Origin of the sequence: Streptomyces sp. MS191, from assembly GCF_008042125.1 — a bacterium.
Classification (GTDB): Bacteria; Actinomycetota; Actinomycetes; order Streptomycetales; family Streptomycetaceae; genus Streptomyces.
The window spans coordinates 86,996-103,133 of sequence record NZ_RDBI01000037.1 but is presented as its reverse complement, the minus strand read 5'-3'; the positions used below and the strand labels follow the sequence as shown (position 1 = coordinate 103,133).

Annotated in this window: 13 protein-coding genes; 4 read left to right on the top strand and 9 right to left on the bottom strand. The window is 72.4% G+C overall.

The features are described from left to right. Positions 1–52: 52 nt before the first annotated feature. Positions 53–730, bottom strand: coding sequence for a TetR/AcrR family transcriptional regulator C-terminal domain-containing protein (locus tag EAO71_RS06170; protein WP_147976758.1), 678 nt, complete (start codon positions 728–730; stop codon positions 53–55). 93 nt (positions 731–823) lie between these two features. Here EAO71_RS06170 and EAO71_RS06165 point away from each other — a divergent pair, with 93 nt between their 5' ends. Next, a complete protein-coding gene (locus EAO71_RS06165) occupies positions 824–2,296 on the top strand; it encodes an FAD-dependent monooxygenase (protein WP_147976757.1) in 1,473 nt (490 codons plus the stop codon). 15 nt (positions 2,297–2,311) lie between these two features. Here EAO71_RS06165 and EAO71_RS06160 read toward each other — a convergent pair whose 3' ends face one another. After that, a complete protein-coding gene (locus EAO71_RS06160) occupies positions 2,312–3,391 on the bottom strand; it encodes a CobW family GTP-binding protein (RefSeq protein ID WP_315986587.1) in 1,080 nt (359 codons plus the stop codon). 109 nt (positions 3,392–3,500) lie between these two features. On the opposite strand from EAO71_RS06160, the gene EAO71_RS06155 reads away from it, so the two are divergent. After that, positions 3,501–5,198, top strand: a complete 1,698-nt coding sequence (locus EAO71_RS06155) for a sensor histidine kinase (RefSeq protein WP_147976755.1) — start codon at positions 3,501–3,503, stop codon at positions 5,196–5,198. Beyond that, positions 5,195–5,878, top strand: coding sequence for a DUF7342 family protein (locus tag EAO71_RS06150; RefSeq protein ID WP_147976754.1), 684 nt, complete (start codon positions 5,195–5,197; stop codon positions 5,876–5,878). The genes EAO71_RS06155 and EAO71_RS06150 overlap by 4 nt, the downstream gene beginning before the upstream one ends. A gap of 58 nt (positions 5,879–5,936) precedes the next feature. Here the strand turns inward: EAO71_RS06150 and EAO71_RS06145 are convergent, their stop codons facing one another. The 5 genes from EAO71_RS06145 to EAO71_RS06125 form a co-directional block, all read right to left on the bottom strand. Next, entirely contained in the window at positions 5,937–7,535 is a 1,599-nt protein-coding gene (locus EAO71_RS06145) for a solute symporter family protein (protein WP_147976753.1), read from the bottom strand. After that, complete coding sequence (locus EAO71_RS06140) at positions 7,532–8,107, bottom strand: DUF485 domain-containing protein (protein WP_261992029.1); 576 nt, start codon at positions 8,105–8,107, stop codon at positions 7,532–7,534. Before EAO71_RS06140 ends, EAO71_RS06145 begins: the two co-directional genes overlap by 4 nt. 98 nt (positions 8,108–8,205) lie before the next feature. Next, a complete protein-coding gene (locus EAO71_RS06135; protein ID WP_147976751.1) occupies positions 8,206–8,943 on the bottom strand; it encodes a response regulator transcription factor in 738 nt (245 codons plus the stop codon). Then, a complete protein-coding gene (locus tag EAO71_RS06130) occupies positions 8,940–10,142 on the bottom strand; it encodes a sensor histidine kinase (protein WP_147976750.1) in 1,203 nt (400 codons plus the stop codon). Before EAO71_RS06130 ends, EAO71_RS06135 begins: the two co-directional genes overlap by 4 nt. Positions 10,143–10,316: 174 nt before the next feature. Then, on the bottom strand, positions 10,317–12,434 hold the full coding sequence (locus tag EAO71_RS06125) for a DNA gyrase/topoisomerase IV subunit B (protein WP_147976749.1): 2,118 nt from the start codon (positions 12,432–12,434) through the stop codon (positions 10,317–10,319). Positions 12,435–12,865: 431 nt separating this feature from the next. On the opposite strand from EAO71_RS06125, the gene EAO71_RS06120 reads away from it, so the two are divergent. Then, positions 12,866–13,096, top strand: coding sequence for a DUF7455 domain-containing protein (locus EAO71_RS06120; RefSeq protein WP_137992866.1), 231 nt, complete (start codon positions 12,866–12,868; stop codon positions 13,094–13,096). 137 nt (positions 13,097–13,233) lie between these two features. Here the strand turns inward: EAO71_RS06120 and EAO71_RS06115 are convergent, their stop codons facing one another. Continuing rightward, positions 13,234–14,052: a S1 family serine peptidase gene (locus tag EAO71_RS06115; RefSeq protein WP_147976748.1), complete on the bottom strand. Its 819-nt coding sequence runs from the start codon at positions 14,050–14,052 to the stop codon at positions 13,234–13,236. Between the two features lie 174 nt (positions 14,053–14,226). Further along, positions 14,227–15,774: an RNA polymerase sigma factor gene (locus tag EAO71_RS38590; protein WP_261992028.1), complete on the bottom strand. Its 1,548-nt coding sequence runs from the start codon at positions 15,772–15,774 to the stop codon at positions 14,227–14,229. Between the last annotated feature and the right edge of the window lie 364 nt (positions 15,775–16,138).

Below are 16,138 nucleotides of genomic sequence, written 5' to 3'. Positions count from 1 at the left end.
CGGCGCGGGACAGGGGGCGTTCGCCGTCCCGCGGCCCGGGTGCGGGACGGTGTCAGGACGGGTCGCGGGGCGGGACCGCGGGCGCGTACACCGCCTCGATCCCGGCGACGATCAGGCGCAGTCCGTCCTCGAAACCGGTGTCGTAGTCGGCGAAGAGCTCCGCCCCGGCCGCCGCCGAGAGCGGGTACTCGGCCAGCCGCTCCGCCCGCCGCTCGACGTCGAAGCCCTCACGGGGCTGCCCCGGCACCGGCTCGGCGCCCTGCTCCTCCGTCACGAAGCCCAGCGTGAACATGTACGCCGTGGTGCTGGCCCGTACCGCCTGGTGCAGCGAGAAGCCGGCCTCGACGAGCGAGCCGAGCTGGAGCTCCATGTCCGCGGCGAAGTCGGTCCCGGTGAAGCGGGCGCCGCTGTAGACCTTGGCGCCGTCGCGGTAGCGCAGCAGTCCGGCGCGCAGGCCCCGGTTGACCGCGAGGATCCGCTCCTGCCAGCCCAGGTCGCCGGCCGGCCGCGCCGCGGGGTCGGCGACCATCTGCCGGTACATCACGGTCGCCATCTCGTCGAGCAGCGCCTGCTTGTTCTTGAAGTGCCAGTAGAGCGCGGGCGCCTGCACGTTCAGCTCCTGGGCGATCGCGCGCAGCGTGAGCCCTTCGAGGCCCCGCTCGTTCAGCAGGCCCAGCGCGGCCTCCGCCACCTGCGCGGGATCCAGCCGGTTCGTCTTCTTCGTCGCCACCCCGTCACGGTATCCCCTTGACAACTTAACAACGTTAAGGAGATGCTCCGGGCAGTGGAACTTAACAGCGTTAAGGAACTCGGAGGCAGCGGCATGAACAGCGACACGAACACCGGGACGGACGTCCTCGTCGTCGGAGCGGGCCCCACCGGACTGGTGCTGGCCATCGACCTGGCCCGCCGGGGCGTGCGCACCCTGCTGGTCGAGAAGGCGGACCGGCTCTTCCCCGGCTCGCGGGGCAAGGGCGTCCAGCCGCGCAGCCAGGAGGTCCTGGACGACCTCGGCGTGCTGCCCCGGATCCGGGCGGCGGCGTCGCCGTACCCGCGAATGCTCGCCTGGGAGGGCTCGGAGCGCCGGCACGAGTGGGACATGATGGAGCGCTCCGAGCCGACCGAGCAGGTCCCGTACGCCGACGTGCTGCTCATCCCGCAGTCCCGCACCCAGGAGCTGCTGCACGAGCGGCTGGTGGAGCTCGGGGGCGGGGTCCGGTTCGGCGCGGCCCTCACCGGGTTCCGCCAGTCCGCGGACGGGGTCGAGGCGGAGCTCTCCACCGGCGAGACGGTGCGGGCGTCCTACCTCGTGGCGGCCGACGGCGGACGCTCCACGGTCCGCAAGGCCCTCGGCATCGGCATGACGGGCGAGACCGTCGACCCGCGGCCGATGCTCGTCGCCGACGTCCGGCTCTCCGCCGCGGCGCTCGTGGACCGGGCCAACTGGCACGTCTGGCCCGAGGCGCCCGGCGGCGGCGTGGCCATGTGCCCGCTGCCCGGGGCCGACCACTTCCAGCTGATCGTCGCGTTCGAGGACGAGGCGGCCCTCGTGGACACCTCGGTGGAGGCGGTGCGCGGGCTCGTCGCCGAGCGCACCCCGCTCGCCGCCGCGGACGTCGTCGAGGTGCTGTGGGCCTCCGACTTCCGGGCCCGCGCGGCGATGGCGGACCGGTTCCGCGAGGGCCGGGTCTTCCTGGCGGGCGACGCGGCGCACGTGCACTCCCCCGCCGGCGGTCAGGGCCTCAACACCAGCGTCCAGGACGCCTACAACCTCGGGTGGAAGCTCGGCCAGGTGGTGCGCCACGGCGCCCCGGCCGCGCTGCTCGACTCCTACGAGGCCGAACGGCTGCCCGTCGCCGCCGACGTCCTCGGCCTCAGCACGCGGATCCACCGAGCCGCCGCCGAGGGGGAGGACACCCGGCGGGGCGGGGAGGTCCAGCAGCTCGGACTGGGGTACCGGGACTCGGCCCTGGCCGTCGAGACCCGGACCGGGCTCGCCGAGGACGCGCTGCGGGCGGGCGACCGCGCTCCGGACGGGCCGTACGGCCCGGAGCGCCTCTTCGACGTCTTCCGCGGGCCGCACTTCACGCTCCTCGCCGTCGGCACGGAGCCCCCGGCCCTCGGGACACCCACGGTGCGCACGGCCCGCCTCGACGCGTACGAGCCCTACGGGACGGGCCTCTTCCTGGTCCGGCCCGACGGGTACGTGGGCTGGGCGGGCGCGAGCACGGACGGTCTGGCGGACTACCTCGCCGCCGTCGGCGCCGCCCCCGTCCCGGCGGTCGCCGGAGCCTGACGGGCCGCTCCGACGCTACGGCGCCACGTCCGGCTCGGGCTCGGGCTCCGGCTCCGGCTCCGGCTCCGGCTCGGGTACGTAGCGCAGGACGCCCCACATGCTGTGCTCGTCGGGGACGTCCGCCGGGCCGTTCAGCTCGCACCCGGCGAGCCCCTTGCGCAGCGCCGGCGCGTCGATGCCGGAGCCGATGAGCACCAGCTGGGTCAGCCTCTCCTCGCCGGCGGGCCAGGGCTCGGGGAAGAAGCGCAGGAAGCGGCCGACCGCGTGGACGACGTAGCGGTTGTCCGGGTCGGCCGGGCCGAGATCGACGAAGCCCTTGATGCGGTAGAGCCCCCGCGGCCGGGAATCGAGGAAGGCCATCAGGCGTCGTGGGTGCAGGGCGGTGCCGGTGGCGAACGACAGGGTCTCGTAGTGCGCGTGCGGATGCGCCGCCTCGTCGTCGGGGTCGCCGTGGAGCAGGTCCTCGATGGACATCTGCCCCTCGATCTCGCCCTCGGGCACGACCCGGTCGAAGAGGACCTCGGGGTCGACGCGCCCGTACGAGGCGCGGATCACGGCGGCCCGGCCCGCCGGTTCGGCGACCGCCTCGTGCACGGCGTCGAGCTCGTCCTGCGACACCCGGTCCGCCTTGTTGACCACGACGAGATCGGCGAGGGCGAGGTGGCGGTCGGTCTCCGGGTGCCGCTCCCGGGTCGCGGCGAACTCGGAGGCGTCGACGACCTGGACGAGGCCGCCGTACATGACCCGCGCGTTCTCACTGGCCAGCACCATCCGCACCAGCTCCTGCGGCTCGGCCAGACCGCTCGCCTCGATGACGATCACGTCCAGCCCGGAGGAGGGGCGGGTGAGGACCTCCAGGTACTCGTCCAGCTCGCTCGCGTCGACGGCGCAGCACAGGCAGCCGTTGCCGAGGGACACGGTGGACCCGACCTGTCCGGCCACGGTCATCGCGTCGATCCCGATGTCCCCGAAGTCGTTGACCATGACCCCGATGCGGGTCCCCCGGGCACTGCGCAGCAGATGGTTGAGCAGCGTCGTCTTGCCCGACCCCAGGAACCCGGAGAGGACGACGACGGGGATCTGCTGCGTGCTCAAGGGAAGCCCTCCGGTGTCTCGGCGAAGCCCCCAGGATAGGCACGGCCGCGGGCCCGGCCGGGGCTCCGGGATTTCCGGTCGCGCTCCGCTTCCCTTTACGGTTCCCGGCATGAGTCCCGCTTCGACCGCCGCCCCACGGCTCCTCGCGCGCCGTCCGCGGTTCGGCTGGCCGCGGCGGGTCTTCTCGCAGGTCCTGCTCATGCAGCTGGCCATCGCCACCGGTGTCACGGTGCTGGCCACCGGTCTCTTCCTGGCGCCGCTCAGCGCCCAGCTCGACGACCAGGCCATGCGGCGCGCGCTCGCCATCGCCGAGACGACGGCGTCCCCCGAGGTGGCCGCCGCGCTCGGGCGGACCGCGCCGTCCGCGAGCGGGCCGGTGCAGGCGGAGGCGGAGCGGATCCGGCGGTCGACCGGCGCCGAGTACGTCGTCGTCATGGACACCCGGGGCGTGCGCTGGTCCCACACCGACCCCGCGCAGATCGGCAGGGTCGTCTCCACCGACCCCAGCGCGGCGCTCGCCGGCCGCGAGGTCATGGAGATCGACGACGGCACCCTCGGCCGCTCCGCACGCGGGAAGGCCCCGCTGCGGGACTCCGGCGGCGCCATCGTCGGCGCGGTGTCGGTCGGTATCGAGTACGACAGCGTCCACGACCGTCTCCTCGGGGCGATCCCTGGGCTCCTCGCGTACGCCGGCGGTGCGCTGGCCGCCGGCGCGCTCGCCGCGTACCTGATCTCCCGCAGGCTCCAGCGGCAGACCCACGACCTGGCCTTCTCCGACATCTCCGCGCTGCTCGCCGAACGCGAGGCGATGCTCCACGGCATCCGCGAGGGGGTCGTCGCCCTGGACCGCTCCGGCCGCGTCCGGCTGGTGAACGACGAGGCCCAGCGCCTCCTCGGGATCGGTCCGGAGGCCGCCGGGCGCCCGCTGGAGGAGGTCCTCGGCTCCGGCCGTACGGCCGACGTGCTGGCCGGCCGTGTCACCGGCGAGGACCTGGTGGCCGTGCGCGGCCACCGGGTCCTGATCGCCAACCGGATGCCCACGGACGACGGCGGCGCCGTCGCCACCCTGCGCGACCGCACCGAACTGGAACGGCTCGGCCGCGAGCTGGACTCCACCCGGGGCCTCATCGACGCGCTGCGCGCGCAGGACCACGAGCACGCCAACCGGCTCCACACCCTGCTCGGACTGCTGGAACTGGACCTGCACGAGGAGGCGGTCGAGTTCGTCACCGAGGTCGTCGGGGTCCATCGCGCCACCGCCGAGCAGGTCACGGAGAAGATCCACGACCCGCTGCTGGCCGCCCTCCTCGTCGGCAAGGGCACCGTCGCGGCGGAGCGGGGCGTCGCCCTGCGGATCACGCCCGGCTCGCTGCTCCCCGACCGTCTGGTGGACCCGCGCGAGCTCGTCACGGTCGTCGGCAACCTCGTCGACAACGCGCTCGACGCCGCGGCGGGCACGCCCGAACCGCGGGTCGAGCTCACCGTGCGCGCCGAGGGGAGCACCGTCGTCCTGCGGGTCGCCGACAGCGGCCCGGGSGTGCCCGCCGACCGGCGCGAGCTGATCTTCACCGAGGGCTGGACCACCAAGGAGCCGCCGTCCCACGGCAAGCGCGGCCTGGGACTGGCGCTCGTACGCCGACTCGCCGAACGCCGGGGCGGCAGCGCCCGGGTCGGCTCGGGCCCCGACGGGAGCGGGGCGGAGTTCACCGTCGTCCTCCCGGAGGCGCTGGACGAGCCCGCGCCTGACCACCCCGCGGCGGAGCCGGGCCTGCCGGTCGGCACCGGCTCCCCGGAGGAGGCCCGGTGATCGGCGTCCTCGTCGTGGACGACGACACCCGGGTCGCGCGGGTCAACGCGGCCTATGTGGAGAAGGTGCCCGGCTTCCGCGTCGTCGCCACGGCCCATTCGGCCGGTGAGGCGCTCGCCCACCTCGCCGGGCAGACCGTCGACCTGGTCCTGCTCGACCACTACCTGCCGGACGGGAACGGCCTCGCGGTGGTACGGGAGCTGCGCCGGCTCGGCCGGCAGACGGACGTGATCATGGTGACGGCGGCACGCGACGTGGCGACCGTCCAGGCCGCGATGCGGCACGGGGCGCTCCAGTACCTGGTGAAGCCGTTCAACTTCGCCGGGCTGCGCACCCGTCTGGAGGCCTACGCGGCCCTGCGCCACACCCTCGACGGCGGCGGCGAGGCGGAACAGGCCGAGGTGGACCGCATCTTCGCCGCGCTCTCGGCGGGCGCGGCCGAACCCGACCTGCCCAAGGGGCACTCCCCCACCACCGCGGAGGTGGTCCGGCGGGTGCTGCTCGCCGCGGAGAGCCCGCTGTCCACCCAGGAGATCGCCGAGCGGGCGGGGGTGAGCCGGCAGACCGCCCAGCGCTATCTCAAGCTGCTCGACCGGACGGGCCGGGTCCGCCTGTCCCTGCGGTACGGCGAGACGGGCCGCCCCGAGCACCGCTACGTCTGGGCGGCCTCGGGCGGCTGAGACCGACCGGGGAGCGGGCGGGGCCGGGTGTGCGGACTCCGGAGGGGGCCCGGACCGGTCAGACCGCCCCTGCCCCCGTGAGCGCGCGGACCTCCGTCTCGGCGTGCCGGGCCTCGTCCGGCGGCTCGGGCGAGGTGACGGTGCCGAGCCAGCCGGCCAGGAACCCGAGCGGGATGGAGACCACCCCCGGGTTCTGCAACGGGAAGACGTGGAAGTCGGCACCGGGGAACAGCGCCTCCGGGGTGCCGGAGACCACCGGGGAGAGGACCACCAGCACGACGGCCGGGACGAGCCCGCCGTACACCGCCCAGACCGCCCCCCGCGTGGTGAAGTTCCGCCAGAAGAGCGAGTAGAGCAGCACCGGCAGGTTGGCGGACGCGGCGACCGCGAAGGCGAGGCCGACGAGGAAGGCCACGTTGAGGTCGCGGGCGAGGAGCCCCAGGCCGATCGCGGCCGCCCCGATCCCGGCGGCGGAGAGCCGGGCCACCGCCACCTCGCTGTGCTGCTTGGCGTGGGCGCTGCGGCGGCGCAGCGAGGCGTACAGGTCGTGGGCGACGGACGCCGAGGAGGCGAGCGTGATGCCCGCGACGACGGCCAGGATCGTCGCGAAGGCGACGGCCGCGACGACCGCGAAGAGCACGGTGCCGCCGGTGGATCCCGCTCCCCCGCCGAGGTCGAGCGCGAGCAGGGGGACGGCGGTGTTGCCGGCCGCGTTGGAGGCCCGGACCGCGTCCGGGCCGATGATCGCCGCCGCGCCGAAGCCGAGCACGATCGTCATCAGGTAGAAGCTGCCGATCAGTCCGATGGACCAGACGACCGAGCGCCGGGCGGCCCGTGCGGTGGGCACCGTGTAGAAGCGCGCCAGGATGTGCGGCAGGCCGGCGGTGCCCAGGACGAGGGCGATACCGAGGCTGATGAAGTCGAGGCGGGAGGTCCAGCTCCCGCCGTAGCGCAGTCCCGGCCCGAGGAAGTCCCGCCCGTGGCCGCTGCGTTCGGCGGCGGTGGTGAGCAGCTGGTCGAAGTCGCCGTGGAAGCGGAGCAGGACGAGCACGGTGAGGGCGATGGTGCCCGCCATGAGCAGGACGGCCTTGACGATCTGGATCCAGGTGGTGGCCCGCATCCCGCCGAGGGACACGTAGATCACCATCAGCGCTCCGACGCCGATCACGGTCCAGGAGCGGGCGGCCTCGCTCGTTCCGCCGAGGAGGAGGGCGACCAGGCTGCCGGCGCCCACCATCTGGGCCACGAGGTAGAGCACGGAGACGGTGACCGAGGACGTTCCGGCGGCGATCCGCACGGGGCGCTCGGCCATCCGGGAGGCGACGACGTCGGCGAGGGTGAACCGGCCGCAGTTGCGCACCAGTTCGGCGACGAGCAGGAGGACGACGAGCCAGGCGACCAGGAAGCCGACGGAGTAGAGCATGCCGTCGTAGCCGAAGAGCGCGATCAGGCCGGAGATGCCGAGGAAGGAGGCGGCGGACATGTAGTCGCCGGCGATCGCGAAGCCGTTCTCCATCGGGGAGAAGAGCCGGCCGCCGGCGTAGAACTCCTCGGCCGAGCCGTGCCGGCTGCGACTCACCCAGGTGGTGATCCCCAGCGTCACCGCGATGAACACGCTGAAGAGGACCAGCGCCAGGGTCTGGTGGTCTCCGGTCACCGCTGGAACCCCCTCGTCATCTCCTGGGTGTCCCAGCGCAGTTCCAGCGCCGCCCGGTCCCGGCGCAGCCGGGCGTGCCGGGCGTAGGCCCAGGTCAGCAGGAAGGTGGTGAGGAACTGGCCGAGTCCGGCGAGCATCGCCACGTTGACCGCTCCGGCGACGGGGCGGGCCATCAGCCCGGGGGCGGCGGTCGCCGCCACGACGTAGGCGAGGTACCAGAGGAGGAAGGCGAGGGAGGCCGGGATCACGAACCGGCGGTATCGGCTGCGTACTTCCTGGAAGGCCGGGCTGCGCTGGACCTCCAGATAGATGTCCGCGGCGCTGTGGGCCGCCGGCTGCCGCGGTACGGCGCCGGGCGCCGTGGCACCGCCGCCCGGCGCGCCGGAGGGGTCTCGCCGGTCCCCGGCCGTCGCCCGCTCCCCCGTGGCGGCCCGGTCCGCGAACGCGGCCGTCGGCCCGGAGTCCGCCGGCTCACCCGTGCCGGCCGGCTCGCCCCAGCCGGCGGCCAGGGCGTCGTACCAGGGGTCGTCGATCCGCACCGCGGGGGCGCCGGGCCCTTCCTGCTTCTCCACCGGTGAACTCTCCTTGTCAGCGAACCGTTTCGGCCGCGTGCACAAGGATGGACAGAGCGGGAAGATCCCGGACTCTTCTCCTCTGCCACTTCACCCCATCAGGTGACGGAATCCCCACTTGGCCTGACGAGCCCTTGCTGATAGGCGTACCGGACCGCCTGCGCCCGGTCGCGGACCCCGATCTTGGCGAAGAGGTTGTTGATGTGCGTCTTCACGGTCGCGGTGGAGATGCGCAGCCGGGCGGAGATCTCCTGGTTGGACAGCCCGTCCGCGACCAGGGCCAGCACCTCGGCCTCGCGCTCGGTGAGTCCGTCGGGCGGCGCGGCGGCGTCCCGCGGGCCGGTGGATGCGGAACGGCGCGGGGCGTGCCGTTCGGGCTGGTCCAGCAGCCTTTCCAGGAGCCGCCGTTGGACGGCGGGATCGAGCCCGGCCCGCCCGTCGAGCACGTCCCGGACGGCCCGGACGATCTCCTCCCCGCCCGCGTCCTTGGTGAGGTAGCCGCGCGCTCCGGCCCGCAGCGCGGGGAAGAGCGAGTCGTCGTCGGCATAGGTGGTGAGCACGACCACCTCGGTGCCGGGATGCTCGGCGCGGATACGCCGGGTGGCCTCCACCCCGTCGCAGCGGGGCATGCGGAGGTCCATCAGGACGACGTCGGGGGCCAGTGCGGCGGTCAGGGCGACGGCCTCCTCCCCGTCCCGGGCCGAGCCGACCACCTCGATGCCGGGAAGGAGGCCGAGGACCAGCACGATGCCCTCGCGGACCATGGCCTGGTCGTCGGCGACGACCACCCGGGCGACCCGCTCGCCGGCGGCCGCGTCCGCCCCGGGGCCGCTCATGCCGGCACCCGCAGCCGTACGGCGAAACCGGTGCCGTCGGGACCGGCCTCCAGGGTGCCGCCGAGGAGTTCGGCGCGCTCCCTCATGCCGAGCAGGCCGTAGCCCGCGCCGGAGGTGGCCAGGGAGACGTCCGGGCCGTCACCGCCGGCCTCCGCGGCTTCGGCGGCGGGGGTGCCGGTGTCCCGCACCTCCAGACCGACGTCCCCGGCTCCGTAGGCGAGCAGCAGCGTCGTCCTCGCCCCCGGCGCGTGCTTGCGGACGTTGGTGAGGGCTTCCTGGGCCACTCTGCGCACCGCCTGCGAGGCCTCCGCCGGCAGTGGCCGGCGCTCTCCGGTCACCCGGACCTCCGCCCGGTCCTCGCGGGCCAGCTCCCGCAGGTAGTCCTCCACGGGCACCATGTCGCCGCGGAGCGCCGAGAGCGCGTGCCGGGTCTCGGCGAGCCCGTCGCGGGCCATGGCGCGGGCGGCGACCACCCGCTCCAGGATCGCCTCCCGGTCGGCGCCGTTCTCGATCTGCAGGCGGGCGGCCTCCAGGTGCACCATCTGGGCCGAGAGGCTGTGGGCCAGCACGTCGTGGATCTCGCGTGCGATCCGGGCCCGCTCGGCCAGGGCCGCGGAGGTGGCCTCCGCCTCACGCGCCGCCCGCTCCTGCCCGAGCAGCCGGAAGCCGGCGCTGCGGGCCTCTGCGTCCAGCCGGAGCGAGTAGCCGCCGAGCAGGACGGCGGAGGTGGTGACCGCGGCGCCGAGGATGCCGGTGTCGTCGGCCTCGGCGAAGGCGACGGTCAGTGCGAACACCGTGGCGAGGCCGACGACGAGCGGCAGCCGTTCCATGGCCGAGGCGGAGACGACGATCCAGAGGAGGGTGGCGGTCACCGGGGCGCCGGCGAGGCTCGCCCCGAGTCCGACGACGGTGACGGCGGCGAGCAGTCCGAGCGAGTGGGGCAGCCGGTTGGCGAGGGTGGTCCGGTGGAAGCCGGCGAGCGCCGCCGCGCAGAAGGCGACGCCGAGCGGGGGCACCACCCCGTACCGGCCGGGGAAGGCACCGGAGAGGTACGCGCTGGTCACCGCCCAGAGACCCAGGGCCGTGAGCAGCAGGCCGTCGAGGACGAGGCGCCCCCGCGGCACGCCGACCCGGCTCAGCGCCTCGGGAGCGGGCCAGGCCGTCCATCTGCCCGTGCCACGCCTGTCGCCGTCCGTCATCGCCGTCCCCCTTCGTCGTGACGATGCTACGGACGGGCAGCGGCGAAGGGATCGTCTCGGGGACGGAGCACGCGGCTCCACCCCCGGGTGGACACAGGGGGTGTGTGAGGCCCGGACATGCACGAGGCCCCGAGCGGGATCCCGCTCGGGGCCTCGGTCGCGCCCTCGGGCCGGTCAGGCGTCGATGCGCGAGCGGTCCAGGGTCGCCGCCGAGCTGGTGATGAATTCCTTGCGGGGAGCCACGTCGTTGCCCATGAGCAGGTCGAAGACCTGCTCGGAGGACTCCAGGTCGCCGATGTTGATCCGGCGCAGGGTGCGGTGGCGCGGGTCCATGGTGGTCTCCGCCAGCTGGTCCGCGTCCATCTCGCCGAGGCCCTTGTAGCGCTGGATGGCGTCCTTGTAGCGGATGCCCTTGCGCTGGTACTCCAGCAGCGTCTGGCGCAGCTCGTTGTCCGAGTACGTGTACACGTACTTGTCCTGGCCCCGCTTGGGCTGGACGAGCTCGATGCGGTGCAGCGGCGGCACGGCCGCGAAGACCCGGCCGGCTTCGACCATGGGCCGCATGTAGCGCTGGAAGAGTGTCAGCAGCAGCGTGCGGATGTGGGAGCCGTCGACGTCGGCGTCGGTCATCATGATGACCTTGCCGTACCGGGCCGCGTCGATGTCGAAGGTACGGCCCGAGCCCGCCCCTATGACCTGGATGATCGCCCCGCACTCGGCGTTCTTGAGCATGTCCGAGACCGAGGACTTCTGGACGTTGAGGATCTTGCCGCGGATCGGCAGAAGCGCCTGGAACTCGCTGTTCCGCGCGAGCTTGGCGGTGCCGAGCGCGGAGTCGCCCTCGACGATGAAGAGCTCGCTGCGCTCCACGTCGTCGCTGCGGCAGTCGGCGAGCTTGGCCGGCAGCGAGGAGGACTCCAGGGCGGTCTTCCTGCGCTGGGCGTCCTTGTGCTGGCGGGCCGCGATACGGGTCCTGGCGGCCGCCACGGCCTTCTCCAGGACGGCGCGGGCCTGTGCCTTGTCGTCGCGCCGGGTGGACGTCAGGAACGCCTTCAGCTCCTTGGCGACCACGTTGGCGACGATCCGGCGTGCCGCGGAGGTGCCCAGCACCTCCTTGGTCTGGCCCTCGAACTGCGGCTCGGCGAGCCGGACGGTCACGACCGCGGTGAGCCCCTCCAGGGCGTCGTCCTTGACGACGTCGTCCTCGGCTACGCGCAGCAGCTTGGCGGAGCGCAGCACCTCGTTGACGGTCTTCGTGATGGCCTGCTCGAAGCCGGAGACGTGGGTGCCGCCCTTGGGGGTGGCGATGATGTTCACGAACGACTTGAGCGTCGTGTCGTAGCCGGTGCCCCAGCGCAGGGCCACGTCGACGCCCAGTTCGCGGGTGACCTCGGTGGGGGTCATGTGGCCGAGGTCGTCGAGGACCGGCACGGTCTCCTTGAAGGTGCCGGTGCCGGTCAGGCGCTGGACGTCGCAGACAGCCTTGTCCTGGGCGAGGAACTCGCAGAACTCGCTGATGCCGCCGTCGAAGCGGAAGGTCTCCTCGCTCTTGCCCACACCCTCCAGGTCCCGCTCGTCGCGGACCACGATGGTCAGGCCGGGCACCAGGAAGGCGGTCTGGCGTGCGCGCTGGTGGAGCGTCTCCAGGGAGAGCTTGGCGTCCTTCAGGAAGATCTGGCGGTCGGCCCAGTACCGGACGCGGGTGCCGGTGCGGGCCTTGGGGACGCGCTTGCCCTTCAGGAGGCCGTTGGCCGGGTCGAAGGGGCTGTCGGGGCCCTGCTCGGTGAAGATGCCGGGGACGCCGCGGCGGAAGCTGATCGCGTGCGTGGCGCTGTTCCGGTCGACCTCGACGTCGAGCCGGGCGGACAGGGCGTTCACCACGGAGGCGCCCACGCCGTGCAGGCCGCCGGAGGCCGCGTACGAGCCGCCGCCGAACTTGCCGCCGGCGTGCAGCTTGGTCATGACGACCTCGACGCCGGAGAGGCCGGTCTTGGGCTCGACGTCGACGGGGATGCCCCGGCCGTTGTCCTGCACCTCGACGGAGCCGTCGTCGTGGAGGATCACGTCGATCCGGTCGCAGTACCCGCCGAGGGCCTCGTCGACCGAGTTGTCGATGATCTCCCAGATGCAGTGCATCAGGCCACGGCTGTCGGTGGACCCGATGTACATGCCGGGGCGTTTGCGAACCGCTTCGAGCCCTTCGAGTACGAGCAGGTGCCGCGCGGTGTAGTTGGAACCGTCACGGTCTGCGGTCAGCAGCGCACTGGACGGCACGGACGTCTCGGCGGTCACGCGGTTCGCTCCTCGCTGAATTTGAAATGTGGCCCGGTGGGTAAGGCCCGGCGTCTGTCACCGGTTCAGAGGGTACCGATGCCTGGTAGAGCCGTTGTCACGCCACCCTCCTGATTTCTCATGCTAGTCCAGAGTCGTATGGATGTTCGATCCCTCGAAGGGGTGACGTGAACATCACGTTCCCTTCCGCGCATGAACCATTTAGGCTCCGGGCACGTCCTCATCAACAACCGGCAACCAGCCGGGAGGACGAACCGACCCAAGCAACGCGAAATCCGTAGAGCGACGCAATACGGCTCATTCGCCGCCAACCGGCAGCAGACAGCCACCTTGGTAAGAAGTTTCCAGGAAAAGCCACGAGCGGGAACGTTTTCGGCCTGGTTGGATGTTGACCCTGGTACGACAGCTCGTCGAGCTAGAGAAGAGGCGACGTGACTACTGTTCTGACCCCCGCGAGCCCCCTGACGGCCGCTGACCGCTGCGACCGCTGCGGCGCCCAGGCCTACCTGCGCGTCGTGCTGACCAGTGGTGGAGACCTGCTCTTCTGCGCTCACCACGGGCGCAAGTTCGAGCCGGAACTCAAGAAGATCGCCGCGGAGATACAGGATGAGACGGACCGGCTCACCGACGTGCCGGCCAAGGCAGTAGACGAGGACCGCTGACGCCTCGCATCCACGACGAGCCATGGGCCGGTCGCTGACCGGACGACGGGCGGCCACCCCCGCAGACCAGGGGGGTGGCCGCCCGTCCTCGTACCCGAGGACCGCCACGGCGGCTCACGGGCCGCCGGAAGGGCGTCTCAGAGGTTCCGCGGCAGGACCGCGGAGACGCGGGTGTAGACGCCCGGGTTCTCGGCCTGGCCGCAGCCGCTGCCCCAGGACACCAGGCCGATGAGCCGGCCCCCGGCCACCAGCGGCCCGCCGCTGTCCCCCTGGCAGGCGTCCTTGCCTCCCTGCGGGTCTCCCGCGCAGAGCATGGTCTCGGCCCGGTAGCCCGCCCCGAAACCGCCCGGATACGCCCGCTCGCACGCCGTGTCCGGCAGCACCTGGACCCTGGCGGAGCGCAGGGCGGACGCGTAGTTGCCGTTGCCGGTGGTGTCCCCCCACCCGTAGACCTCCGCCACCGTGCCGGGGCTCTCGGCGGCGTCGCCCGGACTCGCGACCCCGATCACGTACGACTGCGGAAGCGCGGCCGCCAGGGTCAGCACCGCCAGATCGCCGGAGTTGGTCCTCGGGTCGTAGTCCGGGCTGATCCACGTCGACGAGACCCGGACCTCCCGGCCGTCCTGGCCGCCGAGCGAGCTCCGGCCCGCGATGACCTTGAAGTCGGGCAGCTGGGACGGCTCACCGCCGAGCACCTCCCTGCCGAGGCAGTGGGCCGCGGTGAGCACCCGCGTGGGCGCCACGACCACGCCTCCGCAGAACTGCCCCGCCCGGGTACCTCCGAACCGGTCACGGCTGGAGAGGGCCACGACCCAGGGGGCCTCCTCGGTCCGGGCCGGCTGGCCTCCGACCACGACGCTGTCGGCGAACGCGGGCGGGGCGGCGGCGAGCGGCCCCGCCGCCGCCGAGACGAGGCCCAGAGCAGCTGTCACTGCTCGGGCGATGGGGCGACGCATAGAGCCTCCTGACTCTCCGGAACTTTCCGTGCACCCAGCGTCGTCCAGGGTTCTCCTCCGTGCACCCGCGCCGCGCCCAGCAGAAGGGCCCGGCTCCCCCATGGGGAACCGGGCCCTGCCACGCCTGGCGCTCCACCACGCCCCGCGTGGAGCGGGACGGGCGGCGACGGACGACTAGTCGAGGTAGTCGCGCAGCACCTGCGAACGCGACGGGTGACGCAGCTTCGACATCGTCTTGGACTCGATCTGGCGGATCCGCTCACGCGTCACGCCGTAGACCTTGCCGATCTCGTCCAGCGTCTTCGGCTGGCCGTCGGTGAGACCGAAGCGCATGGAGACCACGCCGGCCTCACGCTCGGAGAGCGTGTCGAGGACGGAGTGCAGCTGCTCCTGGAGGAGCGTGAAGCTGACCGCGTCGGCCGGGACGACCGCCTCGGAGTCCTCGATCAGGTCGCCGAACTCGCTGTCGCCGTCCTCACCCAGCGGGGTGTGGAGGGAGATCGGCTCACGGCCGTACTTCTGGACCTCGATGACCTTCTCCGGGGTCATGTCGAGTTCCTTGGCCAGCTCCTCCGGGGTGGGCTCGCGGCCCAGGTCCTGGAGCATCTGGCGCTGCACACGGGCGAGCTTGTTGATGACCTCGACCATGTGCACCGGGATACGGATGGTGCGGGCCTGGTCGGCCATGGCGCGGGTGATCGCCTGCCGGATCCACCAGGTGGCGTACGTGGAGAACTTGTAGCCCTTGGTGTAGTCGAACTTCTCGACGGCGCGGATCAGACCCAGGTTGCCCTCCTGGATCAGGTCCAGGAACAGCATGCCGCGGCCGGTGTAGCGCTTGGCCAGGGAGACCACCAGACGGAGGTTGGCCTCCAGCAGGTGGTTCTTGGCGCGGCGGCCGTCCTCGGCGATGATCTCCAGCTCGCGCTTCAGCTTCGGCGCCAGCTTGTCGGAGTTCGCCAGCTTGTCCTCGGCGAACAGGCCGGCCTCGATGCGCTTGGCGAGCTCGACCTCCTGCTCGGCGTTGAGCAGGGGGACCTTGCCGATCTGCTTCAGGTAGTCCTTGACCGGGTCGGCGGTGGCACCGGCGACGGCGACCTGCTGCGCGGGCGCGTCGTCCTCGTCCTCGTCGGACAGGACGAAGCCCTTGGTCTCGCCCTCGGACTCCTCGTCCTCGCCCTTGCCGGGAGCGACGTCCTCGAGCAGCTCCTCGCCCTCGACCGCGTCGTCGGCGTCCTTCTTGGACGTGGACTTCTTCGCCGCGGTCTTCTTGGCGACGGTCTTCTTCGCCGCCGTCTTCTTGACGGCGGTCTTCTTCGCGGCTGCCTTCTTGGCCGGAGCCGCGGCCTCGTCGGCCGGGTCCGCGCCCTCGGCCGTCGCCGACGCCGGAGCGGCCGGGACGCTCTTGGCCACGGTCGTCCTGGCGGTGACGGTCTTGGTGGCGGTGCGCTTGGCCGGGCTCTTCGCTGCGACGCTCTTGCGGGCGCGCTTCGGCGACTCCGCTGCACTGACCATCAGCGTCACACCCTCTTCCTCGAGGATCTGGTTGAGGCTGCGCAGAACATTCTTCCACTGGGTTGGCGGAATCTGGTCAGCCTCGAAGGCCCGACGCACGTCATCGCCGGCGATCTGCCCATCAGCCTTTCCCCGCTCGATGAGCGCCATCACAGACTCGGACTCGGCGATCTCCGGCGGGAGCGTACGGGATGTGCTGGCCGACACGAACAACCTCTCGGAACGATGGAAAACGGCTTCCGGCCCCGCCCATGATCGGGCCGGAGCCGACGACCGTCGGCGGGGAATGTGCCGACGGCGCGCGGGCTGGACCGGGGAAATGCACAGCGCCTCAGGCGGCTGCTGTATTCCTTCCTCGGCCGTCACCTCTTAGGTCATCGCACGGCTTCGAGGAGTGTTACGCCCAATCTGCGTGGCCCGAGTCACACCTCATATGCGACACATCACCTCAGAAGGGTAAATGGTTGCACATTCTCGCCGCCGACGGTCGTCGGCTCCGGCCCGATCATGGGCGGGGCCGGAAGCCGTTTTCCATCGTTCCGAGAGGTTGTTCGTGTCGGCCAGCACATCC

Excerpts from the sequence above, each read along its gene's own strand:
- EAO71_RS06165 (WP_147976757.1), top strand. The coding sequence starts at position 824 with ATGAACAGCGACACGAACACCGGGACGGACGTCCTCGTCGTCGGAGCG.
- EAO71_RS06135 (WP_147976751.1), bottom strand. The coding sequence starts at position 8,943 with ATGAGCGGCCCCGGGGCGGACGCGGCCGCCGGCGAGCGGGTCGCCCGG.
- EAO71_RS06130 (WP_147976750.1), bottom strand. The coding sequence starts at position 10,142 with ATGACGGACGGCGACAGGCGTGGCACGGGCAGATGGACGGCCTGGCCC.
- EAO71_RS06115 (WP_147976748.1), bottom strand. The coding sequence starts at position 14,052 with ATGCGTCGCCCCATCGCCCGAGCAGTGACAGCTGCTCTGGGCCTCGTC.